This window comes from Streptomyces atriruber (assembly GCF_001418325.1).
In the GTDB taxonomy this organism is placed as follows: Bacteria; Actinomycetota; Actinomycetes; order Streptomycetales; family Streptomycetaceae; genus Streptomyces; species Streptomyces atriruber.
This window is the reverse complement of record NZ_LIPN01000031.1, coordinates 27,635-44,106: the sequence shown is the minus strand read 5'-3', so window position 1 is coordinate 44,106 and position 16,472 is coordinate 27,635. Positions and strand designations below refer to the sequence as shown.

The window sequence follows — 16,472 nt, the reverse complement described above, 5'->3', positions numbered from 1 at the left end:
CACAGGAGCCGGGAAGGCGATCTATGGGCACCGAAGCGGGGAGCACGGGGACCGATGTGGGCGCGCCCTCGGAGGGCCCGAGCGTCGGCCGCACCGCACGCGTGCCCAAGTACTACCGCCTGAAGCGGCACTTGCTGGACATCACCGAGACGCTGCCGCCGGGCACGCCCGTCCCCCCGGAGCGCACGCTCGCGGCCGAGTTCGACACCTCCCGCACCACGGTGCGCCAGGCCCTCCAGGAGCTGGTCGTCGAGGGCCGTCTGGAGCGCATCCAGGGCAAGGGCACGTTCGTCGCGAAGCCGAAGGTGTCGCAGGCGCTGCAACTCACCTCGTACACGGAAGACATGCGGGCCCAGGGCCTGGAGCCCACCTCGCAGCTCCTGGACATCGGCTACATCACCGCCGACGACCGCCTCGCCGACCTGCTCGACATCACGGCCGGCGGCCGGGTGCTCCGCATCGAGCGGCTCCGGCTGGCCAACGGCGAGGCGATGGCCATCGAGACCACGCACCTGTCGGCCAAGCGCTTCCCCGCCCTGCGCCGCTCCCTGGTCAAGTACACCTCGCTCTACACGGCGCTCGCCGAGGTGTACGACGTGCATCTCGCGGAGGCCGAGGAGACCATCGAGACCTCCCTGGCGACCCCGCGCGAGGCGGGCCTGCTCGGCACCGACGTCGGTCTGCCGATGCTGCTCCTGTCCCGCCACTCGCTGGACGGGAACGGCCAGCCGGTGGAGTGGGTGCGCTCGGTCTACCGCGGCGACCGGTACAAGTTCGTCGCCCGTCTCAAGCGGCCCACGGACTGACAACCGTCCGAGGTCTGGCGCGGGCCAACCGCGCTGCTCTACGGTCCTCCCGTCATCGCACGATGAATCTCATCGCATGGTGAACGGGAGGACGACCCGGTGCGCAGAGCGAATCCCCGATCCATCGTCATCTGGTCCCTCGTCGCGCTGGTCGGCGCCGCGGGCTGGACCGTCCTGGCCCTCGCGCGCGACGAGGAGGTCTCGGCCGCCTGGATGGTGGCGGCGGCCCTCGGCTCGTACGCCGTCGCGTACCGCTTCTACTCCAAGTTCATCGCGTACAAGGTCCTGAAGGTCGACAGGAAACGGGCCACCCCGGCCGAGCGGCTCGACAACGGGATCGACTTCCACCCGACCGACCGCCGGGTGCTGCTCGGTCACCACTTCGCGGCGATCGCGGGCGCGGGACCGCTGGTGGGGCCGGTCCTCGCGGCCCAGATGGGCTATCTGCCCGGCACGATCTGGATCATCGCGGGCGTGATCTTCGCGGGCGCCGTGCAGGACATGGTCGTGCTGTTCTTCTCGACGCGGCGCGACGGCAAGTCGCTCGGGCAGATGGCGCGCGAGGAGATCGGCCCGTTCGGCGGGGCGGCCGCGCTGCTCGCCACCTTCGCCATCATGATCATCCTGCTCGGGGTGCTGGCGCTGGTCGTCGTCAACGCGCTCGCCGAGTCCCCGTGGGGCACCTTCTCCATCGCGATGACCATCCCGATCGCGCTGCTGATGGGCTTCTACCTGCGGGTGCTGCGGCCCGGCCGGGTCAGCGAGGTCTCGCTGATCGGCATCGCGCTGCTGCTGCTCGCGCTCGTCGGCGGGCGCTGGGTCGCCGAGTCCTCCCTCGCGGACACCTTCACGCTCGCGCCCTCGACGCTGGTCATCTGGCTGGTGGCGTACGGATTCATCGCCTCGATCCTGCCGGTGTGGATGCTCCTCGCGCCCCGCGACTACCTCTCCACGTTCATGAAGATCGGCACCATCGTGCTGCTCGCGGTCGGCGTCGTCGTCACCCTGCCGACGCTGAAGATGGACCCGGTGACCGACTTCGCCTCGCGCGGCGACGGGCCGGTCTTCGCGGGCTCGCTCTTCCCCTTCGTCTTCATCACCATCGCCTGCGGCGCCCTGTCCGGCTTCCACGCGCTGATCTCCTCGGGCACGACGCCGAAGATGATCCAGAAGGAGACACAGGTCCGGATGATCGGCTACGGCTCCATGCTGATGGAGTCGTCCGTCGCGGTGATGGCGCTCGTCGCGGCATCGATCATCGACCCCGGGCTGTACTTCGCGATGAACGCGCCCGCCGGAGTCATCGGCGACACCGTTCAGGAGGCGTCGAAGGCCGTCGCCGGGTTCGGGTACTCCATCTCCCCGGCCGACCTGGCGCAGGCCGCCGAGCGCGTCGAGGAGTCCTCGCTGCTCTCGCGCACCGGCGGCGCGCCCACGCTCGCGGTCGGCGTCTCGGAGATCTTCTCGAAGGTCACCGGCGGCTCGCTGCGGGCCTTCTGGTACCACTTCGCGATCATGTTCGAGGCGCTGTTCATCCTGACCGCGCTCGACGCGGGCACGCGCGTGGGCCGCTTCATGCTGCAGGACATGCTGGGGAACGTCTACAAGCCCTTCAAGAAGATGAGCTGGAAGCCGGGGCTCGTGTTCACCAGCGCCGTCGTCACGGGCCTGTGGGGCTACTTCCTGTGGGTGGGCGTGCACGAGCCGCTCGGCGGGATCAACCAGCTCTTCCCGATCTTCGGCATCGCCAACCAGCTCCTCGCCGCCGTCGCCCTCGCCGTCTGCACCACGCTGCTCGTCAAGTCCGGACGGCTCAAGTGGGCCTGGATCACGGGCATTCCGCTCGTCTGGGACGCGACGGTGACGCTCACCGCGAGCTGGCAGAAGGTGTTCTCCGACGACCCGCGCGTCGGCTTCTTCCAGCAGCGCGCGAACTACCGGGACGCGATCGACGAGGGCAAGATCCTGCCGCCCGCCAAGACCATGGACGACATGCACACCGTCGTCACCAACTCCACGGTGGACGGCGTCCTTTCGGCGGCGCTCGCCCTGCTCATCGTCGTCGTGATCGCGGACGCGGCACGGGTGTGCGTCCGGCACGTCCGCGACCCCGGTGCCTCGCGGCTGAGCGAAGCGCCGTACGTGGAGTCGAAGTTGACCGCTCCGGCCGGGCTCTTCGCGACCCGGGAGGAGAAGGAGGAGGAGAGGCGGGAAGAACGGCGGGAGGTGGCGCCATGACCTGGGTGCTGCGCGGGATGCGCTGGATGCGCTGGTACGTCCGCGAGCTGACCGACGAGTCGGCGTACGAGCGGTACGTGGCGCACGTACGGAAGGAACATCCGGCGGCAACTGTTCCCAGCCGCCGCGCATTTGAACGCATGCGGACAGAGCGGGAGGAGTCAGACCCCCGCCAGGGGTTCCGCTGCTGCTGAACAGGCAACTCGTCACGTCCGTTATCCGGACAGGGGTTCCATACAGCGAGACTGTGGCTTAGATTTCCCGCACGTTAAGCATGGGATAAGTGAGGGAACGGAGCCGCGATATGTCAGATGCGCCTGAAGTGAGACCGGTGGTCACACCGGTCCGTGTGGTCATCGCAGCCTGCCTTGTCGCGCCCTTCGTGGCAATGCTCTGGGTGAGCTCGTACGCGAAGGTGGATCCGACCTTCATCGGCATCCCGTTCTTCTACTGGTACCAGATGCTCTGGGTGCTCATCTCGACGGCGCTCACGATGATCGCGTACAAGCTGTGGCAGCGTGACCAGCGCGCCCGCAAGGAAGGGGCGCGGTCATGAACGACGGAGTCAACGGCGTCGCCCTCGCGGTCTTCGTCTTCTTCTTCGTCGCCGTCACGGTCATGGGCTTCCTGGCCGCCCGCTGGCGCAAGGCGGAGAACGAGGAGAGCCTGGACGAATGGGGCCTCGGCGGCCGTTCGTTCGGCACCTGGGTCACCTGGTTCCTGCTCGGCGGCGACCTCTACACCGCTTACACGTTCGTGGCCGTCCCCGCGGCGATCTACGCGGCGGGCGCGGCCGGCTTCTTCGCCGTGCCGTACACGATCCTCGTCTATCCCCTGATCTTCACCTTCCTGCCCCGCCTGTGGTCGGTCTCGCACAAACACGGCTATGTGACCACCTCCGACTTCGTGCGCGGGCGCTTCGGCTCCAAGAGCCTCTCGCTGGCGGTCGCCGTCACCGGCATCCTCGCCACGATGCCGTACATCGCGCTCCAGCTCGTCGGCATCCAGGCCGTCCTCGACGTCATGGGGATCGGCGGCGGGCCCGACACCAACTGGTTCATCAAGGACCTGCCGCTGCTGATCGCGTTCGCGGTGCTCGCCGCGTACACCTACTCGTCGGGGCTGCGCGCGCCCGCGCTGATCGCGTTCGTGAAGGACGGTCTGATCTACCTCGTCATCGCCGTCGCGATCATCTACATCCCGATCAAGCTCGGCGGCTTCGACGAGATCTTCCAGGCGGCGAACGAGAAGTTCTCGGCGGCGAACGACGCGGCGGGCAAGCCCGTCGCGGGCCTCGCGCCGGGCGAGGCCGGGCAGTGGACCTACGCCACGCTCGCGCTCGGCTCCGCGCTCGCGCTCTTCATGTATCCGCACTCCATCACGGCGACGCTCTCCTCCAAGAGCCGTGACGTGATCCGCCGCAACACCACGATCCTGCCGCTCTACTCGTTGATGCTGGGCCTGCTCGCGCTGCTCGGTTTCATGGCGATCGCGGCCGGGGTCAAGGTCGAGAACGGCCAGCTGGCGATCCCGCAGCTGTTCGAGAACATGTTCCCCGACTGGTTCACCGGCGTCGCCTTCGCCGCCATCGGCATCGGCGCGCTCGTGCCCGCGGCCATCATGTCGATCGCGGCCGCGAACCTCTTCACGAGGAACATCTACAAGGACTTCCTCAAGCCGGACGCGACACCCGCACAGGAGTTCAAGGTCTCCAAGCTGGTCTCGCTCCTGGTGAAGGTGGGCGCGCTCGCCTTCGTCCTCACCATGGACAAGACGGTCGCGATCAACTTCCAGCTGCTCGGCGGCATCTGGATCCTGCAGACGATGCCCGCCCTGGTCGGCGGCCTGTTCACGCGGTGGTTCCACCGCTGGGCGCTGCTCGCGGGCTGGGCGGTCGGCATGGTCTACGGCACGGTCGCCGCGTACGGCGTCGCGTCGCCGACGCAGAAGCACTTCGGCGGCTCGTCCGACGATATCCCCGGCATCGGTGAGATCGGCTACATCGGCCTCACCGCGTTCGTCCTGAACGTGGTCGTGACCGTGGTCCTCACCTTCGTCCTGAAGGCGCTGAAGGCCCCTGAGGGCATCGACGAGACGTCCCCGGAGGACTACACCGCGGACGCCGGCGACCCCGGCGTCATGGAGGAACTGCCGAAGGCGACGGCGGGCTCCGGCCACTGAGCCGACCCCTGCCGCACGACGCGGCGCACGAGGCCGTGTACGACGAAGGGCCGCCGGCTTCCCGGCGGCCCTTCGTCGTACACCCCTGCGATCCGACACAAGATGTGGGCCTGCTTCAGTGAGCCGACACAAGATGTATGCTCGTGCTCGCTGTCGCCGCAGGGGAATCCGGTGCAAGTCCGGAACTGTCCCGCAACGGTAGACGTGTACGCATTTGTCGTACGCGGAGTCCGAAGACCTGCCGGCAGTGCACCCGTGTCGTCCGATCCGGGTGCCGACCGTCCGGGCCTCGTGGAATGGGCCGGTGGACGCGGTACGCCGCCCTGCCCGGGTGCGCCCGTGTGTGCCATCCCCTCCCCCAGGCCCAGAGCCGAGCGAGGGAGAGCTCCACGTGACCATCGCGCCTGCCGAACCTGCGTCAGCGCGGGCACCGCAGCCCACCGACAGCACTGCGGGTACCGACGGGCCAGGGACCGCACTGCTGCGCACCCTGACCGACCTCACCGCCGACCTCCCCGACGCCGACCCCGGCCGGGTCGCCGCCGCCGCGCTGCGCGGCCGTTCGGCCAGGGCCGACGAGGCGGAGCTGCGGACCCTCGCGACCGAGGCGGCCGCGGGGCTCATCTCCGAGGACCCCGCGTACTCGAAGCTCGCGGCCAGGCTGCTCACCCTCTCCATCGCCGCCGAGGCCGCCTCCCAGGGCGTGCGCTCCTTCACCGAGTCGATCGTCGTCGGCCACCGCGAGGGCCTGATCGCCGACCGCACCGCCGACTTCGTGAGCGCCCACGCGGCCCGGCTCGACGCGCTCGTGGACACCGCGCTCGCCGACGGCGCCGACTTCCGCTTCGGCTACTTCGGCCTGCGCACCCTGCACAGCCGCTACCTGCTGCGCCACCCGATCACCCGCCAGGTCATCGAGACCCCGCAGCACTTCATGCTGCGCGTGGCGAGCGGTCTCGCCGAGACTGTGCCTGATGCAGAGACGGTGAGCGCCCGCGCCGTCGACGAAGTCGCCGCGCTGTACGGCCTGATGAGCCGCCTGGACTACCTGCCGTCCTCGCCGACCCTCTTCAACTCCGGCACCCGGCACCCGCAGATGTCGTCCTGCTACCTCCTCGACTCCCCGCTGGACGAGCTCGACTCCATCTACGACCGCTACCACCAGGTCGCGCGGCTCTCCAAGCACGCGGGCGGCATCGGGCTCTCCTACTCCCGCATCCGCTCCCGCGGCTCCCTGATCCGCGGCACGAACGGGCACTCCAACGGCATCGTGCCGTTCCTGAAGACCCTGGACGCCTCCGTCGCCGCCGTGAACCAGGGCGGGCGCCGCAAGGGCGCGGCCGCGGTCTATCTGGAGACCTGGCACTCCGACATCGAGGAGTTCCTGGAGCTGCGCGACAACACCGGTGAGGACGCGCGCCGCACGCACAACCTCAACCTCGCGCACTGGATCCCCGACGAGTTCATGCGCCGCGTCGCCGCCGACCAGGACTGGTCGCTGTTCTCGCCGGCCGACGTGCCCGACCTCGTCGACCTGTGGGGCGAGGAGTTCGACGCCGCCTACCGCAAGGCCGAGGCCGCCGGGCTCGCCAAGAAGACCATGTCGGCCCGGGACCTGTACGGCCGCATGATGCGCACCCTGGCGCAGACCGGCAACGGCTGGATGACCTTCAAGGACGCCGCCAACCGCACCGCCAACCAGACGGCGGAGCCCGGCCACACCGTGCACTCCTCCAACCTCTGCACGGAGATCCTGGAGGTGACGGACGACGGGGAGACGGCCGTCTGCAACCTCGGCTCGGTGAACCTCGGTGCCTTCGTCGACCCGGCCGCCCAGGACATCGACTGGGAGCGGCTCGACGACACCGTCCGCACCGCGGTCACCTTCCTCGACCGCGTCGTCGACATCAACTTCTACCCGACCGAGCAGGCCGGGCGCTCCAACGCCAAGTGGCGCCCCGTGGGCCTCGGCGCGATGGGCCTCCAGGACGTCTTCTTCCAGCTCAAGCTGGCCTTCGACTCCCCGGAGGCGCGCGCCCTTTCGACGCGCATCGCCGAGCGCATCATGCTCGCGTCGTACGAGGCGTCCGCCGACCTCGCCGAGCGCAACGGGCCCCTGCCCGCCTGGGAGAAGACCCGCACCGCGCGCGGCGTGCTGCACCCCGACCACTACGGCGTGGAGCTGACCTGGCCCGAGCGCTGGGCGGCGCTGCGGGAACGTATCGCCGCCACCGGCATGCGCAACTCCCTGCTGCTGGCCATCGCGCCGACCGCGACCATCGCGTCCATCGCGGGTGTCTACGAGTGCATCGAGCCGCAGGTCTCCAACCTCTTCAAGCGCGAGACGCTGTCCGGCGAGTTCCTCCAGGTCAACTCCTACCTGGTGGAGGAGTTGAAGCGGCACGGCCTGTGGGACGCGAAGACCCGTGAGGCGCTGCGCGAGTCCAACGGCTCGGTGCAGGGCTTCGACTGGGTGCCCGCGGAGGTCCGTGCGCTGTACCGCACGGCGTGGGAGATCCCGCAGCGCGGCCTGATCGACATGGCCGCCGACCGCACCCCCTTCCTCGACCAGGCGCAGTCGCTCAACCTCTTCCTGGAGACGCCGACCATCGGCAAGCTCTCCTCGATGTACGCGTACGCCTGGCAGCGCGGCCTGAAGACCACGTACTACCTGCGCTCGCGCCCCGCGACGCGCATCGCCCGCGCGGCCGGCGGCTCGAACACCACCGCCGCGGCCCCCGTCCCCCAGCAGGTCGCCGACCCCGACGCCGTCGCCTGCTCCCTGGAAAACCCCGAGTCCTGCGAGGCCTGCCAGTAATGAGCTCCACCACGAACAGCGAGAAGAACCTCCTCGACCCGGGCTTCGAGCTGACCCTGCGCCCCATGCGCTACCCCGACTTCTACGAGCGCTACCGGGACGCGATCAAGAACACCTGGACCGTCGAGGAGGTCGACCTCCACTCGGACGTCGCCGACCTCGCCAAGCTCAGCCCCGGTGAGCAGCACATGATCGGGCGGCTCGTCGCGTTCTTCGCGACCGGCGACTCGATCGTCTCCAACAACCTGGTGCTGACGCTCTACAAGCACATCAACTCCCCCGAGGCGCGGCTGTACCTGAGCCGTCAGCTCTTCGAGGAGGCCGTGCACGTCCAGTTCTATCTGACGCTGCTCGACACCTATCTGCCCGACCCGGAGGACCGCGCGGCGGCCTTCGACGCGGTCGAGGAGATCCCCTCCATCCGCGAGAAGGCCGAGTTCTGCTTCAAGTGGATGGACTCGGTCGAGAAGCTGGAGCGTCTGGAGACGCAGGCCGACCGCCGTCGCTTCCTGCTCAACCTCATCTGCTTCGCCGCGTGCATCGAGGGGCTCTTCTTCTACGGTGCCTTCGCGTACGTGTACTGGTTCCGCAGCCGCGGCCTGCTGCACGGCCTGGCCACCGGCACCAACTGGGTGTTCCGCGACGAGACGATGCACATGAGCTTCGCCTTCGACGTGGTGGACACGGTCCGCAAGGAGGAGCCCGAGCTCTTCGACGACGCGCTCCAGCAACAGGTCACCGACATGCTGAAGGAGGCCGTCGAGGCCGAGCTGCAGTTCGCCCGCGACCTGTGCGGTGACGGCCTGCCCGGCATGAACACCGACTCGATGCGCGAGTACCTGCAGTGCGTCGCCGACCAGCGTCTGCAGCGCCTCGGCTTCGCGCCGGTCTACGGCTCGGAGAACCCGTTCTCCTTCATGGAGCTGCAGGGCGTCCAGGAGCTGACCAACTTCTTCGAGCGGCGGCCCTCGGCGTACCAGGTCGCGGTGGAGGGCTCGGTCTCGTTCGACGACGAGTTCTAGACGCGTTCCGGACGCGCCCCAGGTGCCCGCTCCCGTTCTGCCGGACGGGGGCGGGCACCTTGGCGGGTCAGCGCGGCGTGGCCCGCAGGACGAGCCGCTTGGGGTGCAGGGTGATGCCGACCTGGGTGCTGGCGTCGGTCTCCGCGACGCGCTCCAGGCGCCACTTCGGGGCCACCGTCCCGAGGATCAGGGCGAGTTCGGCCAGGCTGAAGTGGTCGCCGGGGCACTTCCTGTTGCCCACGCTGAACGGCATCATCGCGAACTCCGGTACGTCAGCTGCCCGTTCCGGATTCCACCGGTCGGGGTCGAACTCCAGGTTCCGCTCGAAGGAACGCGGGTCGCGCTGCATCGCGTACACGCTGTAGACGATGTCGGCGCCCGCCGGAATGCGATAGCCGCCCAGATCGGTTTCGGCCACGGACCGGCGCGTGAATATCCAAGCGGCCGGCCGTATGCGCATCGCCTCCGTGACGACATTGCGGAGGTGCGGCAGGTCCTTGAGATCGGCGAATGTGATCGCGCGACCCGGGGCGACGGAATTTACCTCTTCAACCAACCGCCTTTCCTGGTCCGGGTGTTCGGTCATCAGATGGAACGTCCAGGCCAGCGTCGACGCCACATTCTCCGCACCCGCCACGACGAGCGAAACCACGTTGTCGTGGATCTCCTGGTCGGCTATCGGCTCCCCTGATTCGTCCCTGGCCCGCAGCAATTCGGCGAGGAGATCATCGGGCCCGCCGGGGCCGGCCGCCCGGCGCTCGGCGACGATCTCGTCGACGAGCGCGTGCAGATCGGCCAGCGCGCTCTCGAACCGCCGGTTGGCGGGGGTCGGCACGCGGTGGAGCGGGCCGACCGAGAGCACCATCCGGCGGTAGAGGCCGTCGAAGACGGTGTGCAGCGAGTCGGCGATCCGGTCCGCCTTGTCCCCTATCGAGTCGACCTCCAGGAGCGAGCGCGAGACGATGCGCACGGCCGTGCGGAACATCTCGGCGCTCACGTCGACCGTGGCGCCCGGCCGCCAGCGGCCCGCCGTGGCGCGGGCCTCCTCCTCCATCACCTTGGCGTAGTCGGCGATCCGCTCCGGCCTGAACGCGGGCTGCATCATGCGGCGCTGGCGCCGGTGCAGCTTGCCGTTGCTGGTCGCCACGCCCTTGCCGAGGAGCACCTCCAGGGTGTCCCAGAGCGGCCCGCCGACGACGTACTCGGGGTTCTTCAGGAGGGCGCCGACCAGCTCCGGGTCGCACACCACGTACGCCGTCCTGGGTCCCAGCCTGATCCGGACGAGATCCCCATGGTCGCGCAGCGCGGAGAGGAATCCGAGCGGATCACGCACCAGGTTCCATGCGTGGCCGAGCAACGGGGCGCCACCGCGGACGACAGGCGGGGTACGCAACGGATCGGGGCCCGACGCGGGGGGAGCGGGTATTGCGGATTCGACGCTCATTCCTCACCTACCAGTTCGTTTTCCGCCAGGGCTTCTTCCGTCACATAGGGGGGCATGGACCTGTCGTCCCAGCTGTCCACCCGATAGCGTCCGGATTCGTGATGGAACCAGTAAACGGAAGAGAACCAGTTCCGCATGTTGAAGACGCACGATTTCACCGCGTCCGCGAGTTCCCCGTCCCGCTCACTCGCGTCCGCCAATTCATCGGCGAATTGCAGGACTTCCCGTTCCGCCTGCATGAATTCCATGACGCAATCAGTGACGCGCCTGTGCACTTCCCGTACGGCCTCTTCGAGCGTCATTCCCTCGTGCTGGATGAGACTGATTCCGAGATTGTGCAGTTCGTCTCCCGCGAGTTCTTTCGGGAGCGAGCACAGGTCGTTGTACCAGGCCGAGAAGTCCTGGGTCGCCCGTGCCGCACGACGGTACGCGGGGTGCTTGCGCACCGGGTCCGGCAGCTCGTACCGCGCGGTGGGCTCCAGGAGGTCGATCCACGCCCAGTGCGCGAACGTGAGCCGGCGCAGCTCTATGTACGCCTCGACCGTCGGCACGGTGCCGCAGCGCCGGTTTCGGAACTCCTGGTCGTACGCGTCGATCACCGGGTGGAAGTGCCGGGCGAACCTGGCGTTCCAGCTGGGACCGAGGAAGGAGTACAGGCGCAGCACGCAGTCCGCGAAGCCCGCCACCAACGGGTCCTTGTGGTGCAGGTACTGCCGGGGCTCGTTGAGGGTGCCGTGCAGGCCCCGGCACAGCCGCCGCCACTGTGCCGCCCTGTCGTGCACCGAGTCCCGGTCGTGCCGGTCGTCCCACGCGAAGAACCAGCTGCTGAGGTCCGCTATCGCGGTCAGCAACGCGTCCGGCGCGCCAATGTAGTAGCCCGCCACCAGATCCGTGTAGCAGAGGCTGTCCGCGTACCGCTCGACCTTGTCCGGGGGCATCAGCCGCATTTCGCGCAGCCAGGTCCTGGACTTCTCCTGAAGCTTTGGCCAATACGGATGCAGTCGGCGAGGGAACGCTGCTTCGATCATGGGAACGGCCAGTGCCGGCGGTACGGATACCGCCGGTGAACGTGGCCGCGTGTGCGGATGTGTCTGTGAAGTGCTCCCGGAATATGCACGCACGAACAAACCCCTTTCAGCCGCCTGAGGACACGCGCCCCTCCCGCCGTGCCGGGCGCGCGCCGTTGCGTATCCCCGCGCTTTCCATTCAGCACCACAACTGACCGTTCAGGGAACAGATTTGCGCCATTCACTACCCCCCAGTGCCGAGAACATCCCCGTACGTGACTGAATATGGATCACTGACAGCTTGATTTGCTCGCACAGGCGAGCGGTCATGCGAACGGCCCCTGGTCAGGAGAGAGTTCCTGTACCAGGGGCCGCTCGCGTCACGCGGTTCCCGCGCCGCTCAGGCGCCGCGGAGGTCAGTCGTTGGCCACCACGGGGTAGCGCGGGGTGCCCTCTTCCATCTGCCGCAGTGCGTCCTTGCGCTCCCTCTTGGAGAGGCGGTCGATGTACAGGTACCCGTGCAGGTGGTCCGTCTCGTGCTGCAGGCAGCGCGCGAAGTAGCCGGAGCCGCGCACCTTGATGGGGTTGCCCTCGGTGTCCTGGCCGGTCACCTCGGCGTAGTCCGGGCGGGCCAGCGGGGCGTACGCGGTCGGGACCGAGAGGCAGCCCTCGCCCGAGTCGTCCAGGCGGCGCTTGTCGGCGGGCAGGTCCTGGAGCACCGGGTTGCAGATCACTCCGACGTGGCGCACGCCGTCGTCGTCCATGCAGTCGTAGACGAAGACCTTGAGGTCGACGCCGACCTGGTTGGCGGCCACGCCCACGCCCTGCGCGACGCGCTGGGTCGCGAACATGTCGTCGACCAGCTTGGCCAGCTCGTCGTCGAAGGCCGTGACGTCCTTGCACTCCTTGTGCAGCACGGGGTTGCCGACGACCGTGATCGGCCGGGACGTGCCGCGCTCGCGGTAGGCCGTCTCCCGCTCCTCGCAGTTCTCGGTGTCGATGACGAAGCCCTCGTCGTCGACGGGGAGCACCCCGTTCGAGTACTGCTGCTCAGTGTCCTGCGCCATGTCCGCCGTACGCCTTCCTTGGAACCCTCAAGAGTTTGTGCCGGTACAGCCTACGGCGAAGTGTCAGCAGACCTCTTCGAGATCCCGCCAGTCCCGGGAATCCGGGCTGTCCGCCACCCAGCCGTCCAGGAGGCCGCGGACCAGGGCCGCGGGCGCCGCGAGACCGCACTCGCGCTCCGGCACCCAGAGCGCTCCCGGGCTGCGGTGGCCGAGCGGGCCGGGGTGACCGGGCTCGCTGTGGTCGTGCGGATCGAGGTGTTCCCCGTCGCCCTCGTCGCTCGGCATGCGGGACTCCGAGCACATCCGGCACAGCAGCCGCACGGAGGACGACCAGTCCTCGGCGGCGAAGCCCGCGTCGGCCGCGAGCCGCTCCAGGGCGTCCCTGTCGTCCTCGGTGGCGGCCTCCAGGAGGACCACCCAGGTCGGCACGGGTGAGGGCGCCCACAGCTCGATCTCGTCGAAGACGGGGTACGAGTGCCCGTCCCCCGTCGTCCGCTCGCCGTGCGGGACGCCGTCGTGCAGCACGACCTCGCCCCAGCGGCGCCCGGAGGAGGGCAGCGGAATGGACAGGACCTCCATGCGGGCCGGGTCCAGCCTGCGGCCCCAGACGACCTCGGCCTCGCCCTCCGGGGAGAGCCGCACGGCCGCGCTGCCGAGCTCCATGCCCGTGGGCTCGCCGGAGGCGGCCACACCGCCGGGCACCCGCAGGCCGTACGCCTGCCAGGCGCGGCGGGCCAGGGGCCAGTCCTGCAGGGCGGTCGCCGCGATGCCGACGTTCCACCAGTCGGGGGCGCCGGCGGAGCGGTCCAGGAGCGCGACGGCGCGCAGCCCGGCGGCGCGCGCCTGCTCCCAGTCGTGCCGGAACTTGTGCAGCAGGGCCAGGTTGAACCAGGACTCGGACAGCCAGGGTTCGAGATCCGCCGCGCGCGTGAGCAGGGCCCCCGCGTCCTCGTACCGGCCGTCGCCGATCAGCGTGAACGCGCGGTCGGTCGCCTGCCGCCATGAGGCGGAGGGCCGGTGCCGTCCCTTGCCGAAGATCCTCACGATTCCCGCCTGATTCCCGCCTGCCACGATTTCCGTAGGTCGCTTCTCGTCGGGGCGCAGCGCCGGGGGCCGTACCCCCGTGCGCCCCTTTTCCTGTCTTCTTCGCATCCAACCACGGACGGTCGGACGGCCGCTCATTACCCATGGGTTACCCAGCGGGACGCGAGGTAAGGCCATGGGTGAGGCCGTCCCTCGACAGGACCCTCGCCAGGGACTCCACGACTTCCGGCTGGTAGTCGTGGCCCGTCGCCAGGCGGAGCCTCTCCAGGGCCTTGAGCGGGCCGCCCAGCGCCCCTGAGGGTCCTTCTCCCCGCGCCATCTCGTCGTACGCGTTCGCCGTCCGCACAATACGTGCGATGAGCGGCTGTTCGCGGTACGGGTCGGCCTGCCGCTCCACGACCACGGCGACGGCGGCGTCCACCCCGGTCTGGCGGACGACGGCGCCGCCGAGCAGGGCTATTCGGCGCTGTTCCGCCTCGGAAAGCGCGGCGGTGGCGCCCGCGGGGACGGGGTCGACCAGGGAGAGCTGGCCGATGTCGTGCATGAGCGCCGCGTGCTCCAGGACGGTGAGGTCCGACTCACCGAGACCGAGGTCACGCCCCACGGCCCGGCTCAGCCCGGCCACGCGGTGCGCGTGGCCCTGCGGGGTGTATCCGGCGATCTCGGTGGCCCTGGCCAGCGAGGCGATGGTCTGCCGGTAGGTCGCCCGGACCGCCGCGTACCGCCGGAAGGACAGCTGGGTGAGCAGCAGCGGGAGGCTGAACACGGGCAGTGCCCACAGCCCCGCCACGGCCACCGCGAGCGCCATCACGGCGCCGCTCGCGCAGACGGCGGAGCCGATGCCGAGCATCGCCCGCAGCTCCTCCCGCAGCAGCGGCCCGAACGGCCACCGGGTGCGGGCGTGCGCCGTCACGGCGGCGAGGACGGCGTCGCAGAGCGCGGTGAGGACGAGCAGGGCGACGATGACGAGCGCGAAGTACGGCCCGTGCCCCACCCACTCGCCGAACTTCCCGGAGTTGTACAGGGGTTGGAAGCAGGCGGCGGCGAACCCGACGGTCAGTACGCGCCGCGCCATGTGGTCGAGCGTGGGGCCCCGGCCGAGTGCCACGTTCGGCACCGCTCCGACGAGGGCCGCCGCGACGACCACGGCGAGCACCTGCAGCACCCCGTGGTGCGTGGCCTGCCCCGAGTTCTCGCCCAGCAGGGCGTACGCGAGGGCTCCCGCGGCACCGAGCGGCGCGGGCTCCCTGTCCCCTCCGCTCCCCCACCGGGCCAGCTCACCGAGAGTGATCAGGACGCCGAAGGCGAGGGCGGCCCGGCCTTCGGTGATGCCGTGCCAGAGGGTCCAGACGAGGGAGGCGAGGGCGAGCAGTCCGGCCAGGCAGGCGAACGCGGCGGGCAGGCGCGACGGGGCCCTCACCGGGCCGCCGGACGGGCCGCCGCGGGTGCGGGCAGGGCTGAGGACGGCACGGCCGTGCCCTGGTCCGGCACGTCCGCGGTGACCTCGGGGTGCCATCCGTACCGGTCGAGGGCGCGGGCCAGTGCCCCGACCATCTCGGGGTCGAACTGCGCGCCCGCGCACCGGTTGAGCTCGGCCACGGCCACCTCGACGGGCCGGGCCCGCCGGTAGGACCGCGTGGACGTCATGGCGTCGAAGGCGTCGGCGACCGCCACCACCCGCGCGCACTCCGGGATCTGCGGCCCCGTGAGTCCGTAGGGGTATCCGCTGCCGTCGATCCGCTCGTGGTGGTGCAGGATCGCCGCTCGCGCCTCGCCCAGGAACCCGATGCCGCGCACCATCTCGTGGCCGTACTCGGGGTGCAGCTCGATGATGCGCCGCTCCTCGGGCGTCAGCGGCCCGTCCTTCTGCAACAGCCGGGTGGGCACCCCGAGTTTGCCGACGTCGTGCAGGATCCCGGCGAACCGGAGCACCTCGACGCGCTCGTCGTCCATGCCCAGCTCGCGCGCGATCAGCACGGAGGCGCGGCCGACGCGCTCGCTGTGGCCGCGGGTGTACTTGTCCTTGATGTCGACGGCCTGGACGAGCGCCCGGATGGTGGCCTGGTGGGCGGCCCGCTCGCGGTGGTACTGCGCGAAGGCCCAGCAGGAGACGCCCATCGGCAGGAGCACGAGCAGGGCGGAGGTGGGGCCGTACGGACTGGTCCAGAGCACCGCCATCATCAGACCGGCGAGTCCGTGCACGGTGACGGGCGCGAGCGAGCGCGCGAAGAGCCCCCGCCAGGCGGTCCGTACGGGGACGCGTTCGGCGGTCACGAGGACGCCGCCGTCCAGCACGGTGAGCACGGCGGAGAAGGCGAGCACGGCGGCTCCGGCGGGCCCGAGCACGTACGGGAAATCGGGCCCCGAGGTGGCCGCCGGGCCGCCGAGCGCGACGAACACGCGCGCCGACGCCCAGGCGGCCAGGGCGAGTTGGGCGGCGCGCCAGATGCGGCGCACCCACCGGGGGTGCCGGTCGACGCGGGCGAGCAGCGCGCCGGGCACCGCGACGAGCGCGGCGGCCGAGGGCGGCAGCAGGAACACTCCGGCGAGCAGGACGGGAAAGAAGGTGCCGAAGCCGCGCGGGATGCGGCGGCCGACCAGGCGGCAGCGGGTGATCTGCTCGCACCCCGCGTAGAGGACGGCGAGGAACGCGACGGCCGGCCACGAGGGGTGCGCGCCGGGGGCGGGCGCGGCGCAGGCCACGCCGGCCAGGGCGACGCACAGGATGTAGACGCGGGCCCGTACCGGCACCGACCGCATGGAGTTCTCCTCCCCGTTCCGGTCCGGAGACTAGAACGGGACACTCCCTGCCAGCGCCCGGCTGCCGTTAATTAGCACGTTCGAG

At 69.9% G+C, this 16,472-nt stretch carries 13 protein-coding genes and 1 riboswitch; of the genes, 7 read left to right on the top strand and 6 right to left on the bottom strand.

All coding sequences use genetic code 11. From position 1 onward, the window contains the following. Nucleotides 1-23 precede the first annotated feature (23 nt). The 7 genes from AOK03_RS03880 (at nucleotide 24) to AOK03_RS03850 (ending at nucleotide 9,065) form a co-directional block, all read left to right on the top strand. Nucleotides 24-806, top strand: a complete 783-nt coding sequence (locus tag AOK03_RS03880; protein WP_055563714.1) for a GntR family transcriptional regulator — start codon at nucleotides 24-26, stop codon at nucleotides 804-806. 99 nt (nucleotides 807-905) lie between these two features. Then, nucleotides 906-3,044 (top strand): carbon starvation CstA family protein, encoded by a 2,139-nt coding sequence (locus AOK03_RS03875; protein WP_055563713.1) that lies wholly within the window; start codon nucleotides 906-908, stop codon nucleotides 3,042-3,044. Next, nucleotides 3,041-3,238 carry a CstA-like transporter-associated (seleno)protein gene (locus tag AOK03_RS03870; RefSeq protein WP_055563712.1) on the top strand — a complete coding sequence of 66 codons (198 nt, stop codon included), beginning with the start codon at nucleotides 3,041-3,043 and terminating at the stop codon, nucleotides 3,236-3,238. The genes AOK03_RS03875 and AOK03_RS03870 overlap by 4 nt, the downstream gene beginning before the upstream one ends. Before the next feature lie 110 nt (nucleotides 3,239-3,348). Next, complete coding sequence (locus tag AOK03_RS03865; protein WP_079074457.1) at nucleotides 3,349-3,600, top strand: DUF3311 domain-containing protein; 252 nt, start codon at nucleotides 3,349-3,351, stop codon at nucleotides 3,598-3,600. After that, nucleotides 3,597-5,225 carry a monocarboxylate uptake permease MctP gene (gene mctP, locus AOK03_RS03860; protein WP_055563710.1) on the top strand — a complete coding sequence of 543 codons (1,629 nt, stop codon included), beginning with the start codon at nucleotides 3,597-3,599 and terminating at the stop codon, nucleotides 5,223-5,225. The genes AOK03_RS03865 and mctP overlap by 4 nt, the downstream gene beginning before the upstream one ends. Nucleotides 5,226-5,362: 137 nt before the next feature. Continuing rightward, nucleotides 5,363-5,485: riboswitch (cobalamin riboswitch) on the top strand. Nucleotides 5,486-5,616: 131 nt separating this feature from the next. Continuing rightward, entirely contained in the window at nucleotides 5,617-8,043 is a 2,427-nt protein-coding gene (locus AOK03_RS03855; RefSeq protein WP_055563709.1) for a ribonucleoside-diphosphate reductase subunit alpha, read from the top strand. Next, on the top strand, nucleotides 8,043-9,065 hold the full coding sequence (locus tag AOK03_RS03850) for a ribonucleotide-diphosphate reductase subunit beta (RefSeq protein ID WP_055563708.1): 1,023 nt from the start codon (nucleotides 8,043-8,045) through the stop codon (nucleotides 9,063-9,065). Before AOK03_RS03855 ends, AOK03_RS03850 begins: the two co-directional genes overlap by 1 nt. A gap of 67 nt (nucleotides 9,066-9,132) precedes the next feature. Here the strand turns inward: AOK03_RS03850 and AOK03_RS03845 are convergent, their stop codons facing one another. The 6 genes from AOK03_RS03845 to AOK03_RS03820 all read right to left on the bottom strand — a co-directional run bounded on the left by AOK03_RS03845 (nucleotide 9,133) and on the right by AOK03_RS03820 (nucleotide 16,387). Then, nucleotides 9,133-10,509 carry a bifunctional albaflavenone monooxygenase/terpene synthase gene (locus tag AOK03_RS03845; protein WP_055563707.1) on the bottom strand — a complete coding sequence of 459 codons (1,377 nt, stop codon included), beginning with the start codon at nucleotides 10,507-10,509 and terminating at the stop codon, nucleotides 9,133-9,135. Then, entirely contained in the window at nucleotides 10,506-11,630 is a 1,125-nt protein-coding gene (gene cyc1 / locus AOK03_RS03840) for an epi-isozizaene synthase (protein WP_425264351.1), read from the bottom strand. The genes AOK03_RS03845 and cyc1 overlap by 4 nt, the downstream gene beginning before the upstream one ends. 302 nt (nucleotides 11,631-11,932) lie before the next feature. Further along, nucleotides 11,933-12,583, bottom strand: coding sequence for a peptide deformylase (gene def, locus AOK03_RS03835; protein WP_055563705.1), 651 nt, complete (start codon nucleotides 12,581-12,583; stop codon nucleotides 11,933-11,935). A gap of 63 nt (nucleotides 12,584-12,646) precedes the next feature. After that, entirely contained in the window at nucleotides 12,647-13,627 is a 981-nt protein-coding gene (locus AOK03_RS03830) for a tetratricopeptide repeat protein (RefSeq protein WP_055563704.1), read from the bottom strand. A gap of 148 nt (nucleotides 13,628-13,775) precedes the next feature. Then, complete coding sequence (locus AOK03_RS03825; RefSeq protein ID WP_079074456.1) at nucleotides 13,776-15,143, bottom strand: HD-GYP domain-containing protein; 1,368 nt, start codon at nucleotides 15,141-15,143, stop codon at nucleotides 13,776-13,778. Next, complete coding sequence (locus tag AOK03_RS03820) at nucleotides 15,044-16,387, bottom strand: HD-GYP domain-containing protein (protein WP_055563703.1); 1,344 nt, start codon at nucleotides 16,385-16,387, stop codon at nucleotides 15,044-15,046. Before AOK03_RS03820 ends, AOK03_RS03825 begins: the two co-directional genes overlap by 100 nt. Between the last annotated feature and the right edge of the window lie 85 nt (nucleotides 16,388-16,472).

Coding starts and splice junctions, on each gene's coding strand:
- AOK03_RS03850 (WP_055563708.1), top strand. CDS start 8,043: ATGAGCTCCACCACGAACAGCGAGAAGAACCTCCTCGACCCGGGCTTC.
- AOK03_RS03845 (WP_055563707.1), bottom strand. CDS start 10,509: ATGAGCGTCGAATCCGCAATACCCGCTCCCCCCGCGTCGGGCCCCGAT.
- AOK03_RS03820 (WP_055563703.1), bottom strand. CDS start 16,387: ATGCGGTCGGTGCCGGTACGGGCCCGCGTCTACATCCTGTGCGTCGCC.
- AOK03_RS03880 (WP_055563714.1), top strand. CDS start 24: ATGGGCACCGAAGCGGGGAGCACGGGGACCGATGTGGGCGCGCCCTCG.
- AOK03_RS03870 (WP_055563712.1), top strand. CDS start 3,041: ATGACCTGGGTGCTGCGCGGGATGCGCTGGATGCGCTGGTACGTCCGC.
- AOK03_RS03865 (WP_079074457.1), top strand. CDS start 3,349: ATGTCAGATGCGCCTGAAGTGAGACCGGTGGTCACACCGGTCCGTGTG.
- AOK03_RS03825 (WP_079074456.1), bottom strand. CDS start 15,143: ATGGCACCCCGAGGTCACCGCGGACGTGCCGGACCAGGGCACGGCCGT.
- def (WP_055563705.1), bottom strand. CDS start 12,583: ATGGCGCAGGACACTGAGCAGCAGTACTCGAACGGGGTGCTCCCCGTC.
- mctP (WP_055563710.1), top strand. CDS start 3,597: ATGAACGACGGAGTCAACGGCGTCGCCCTCGCGGTCTTCGTCTTCTTC.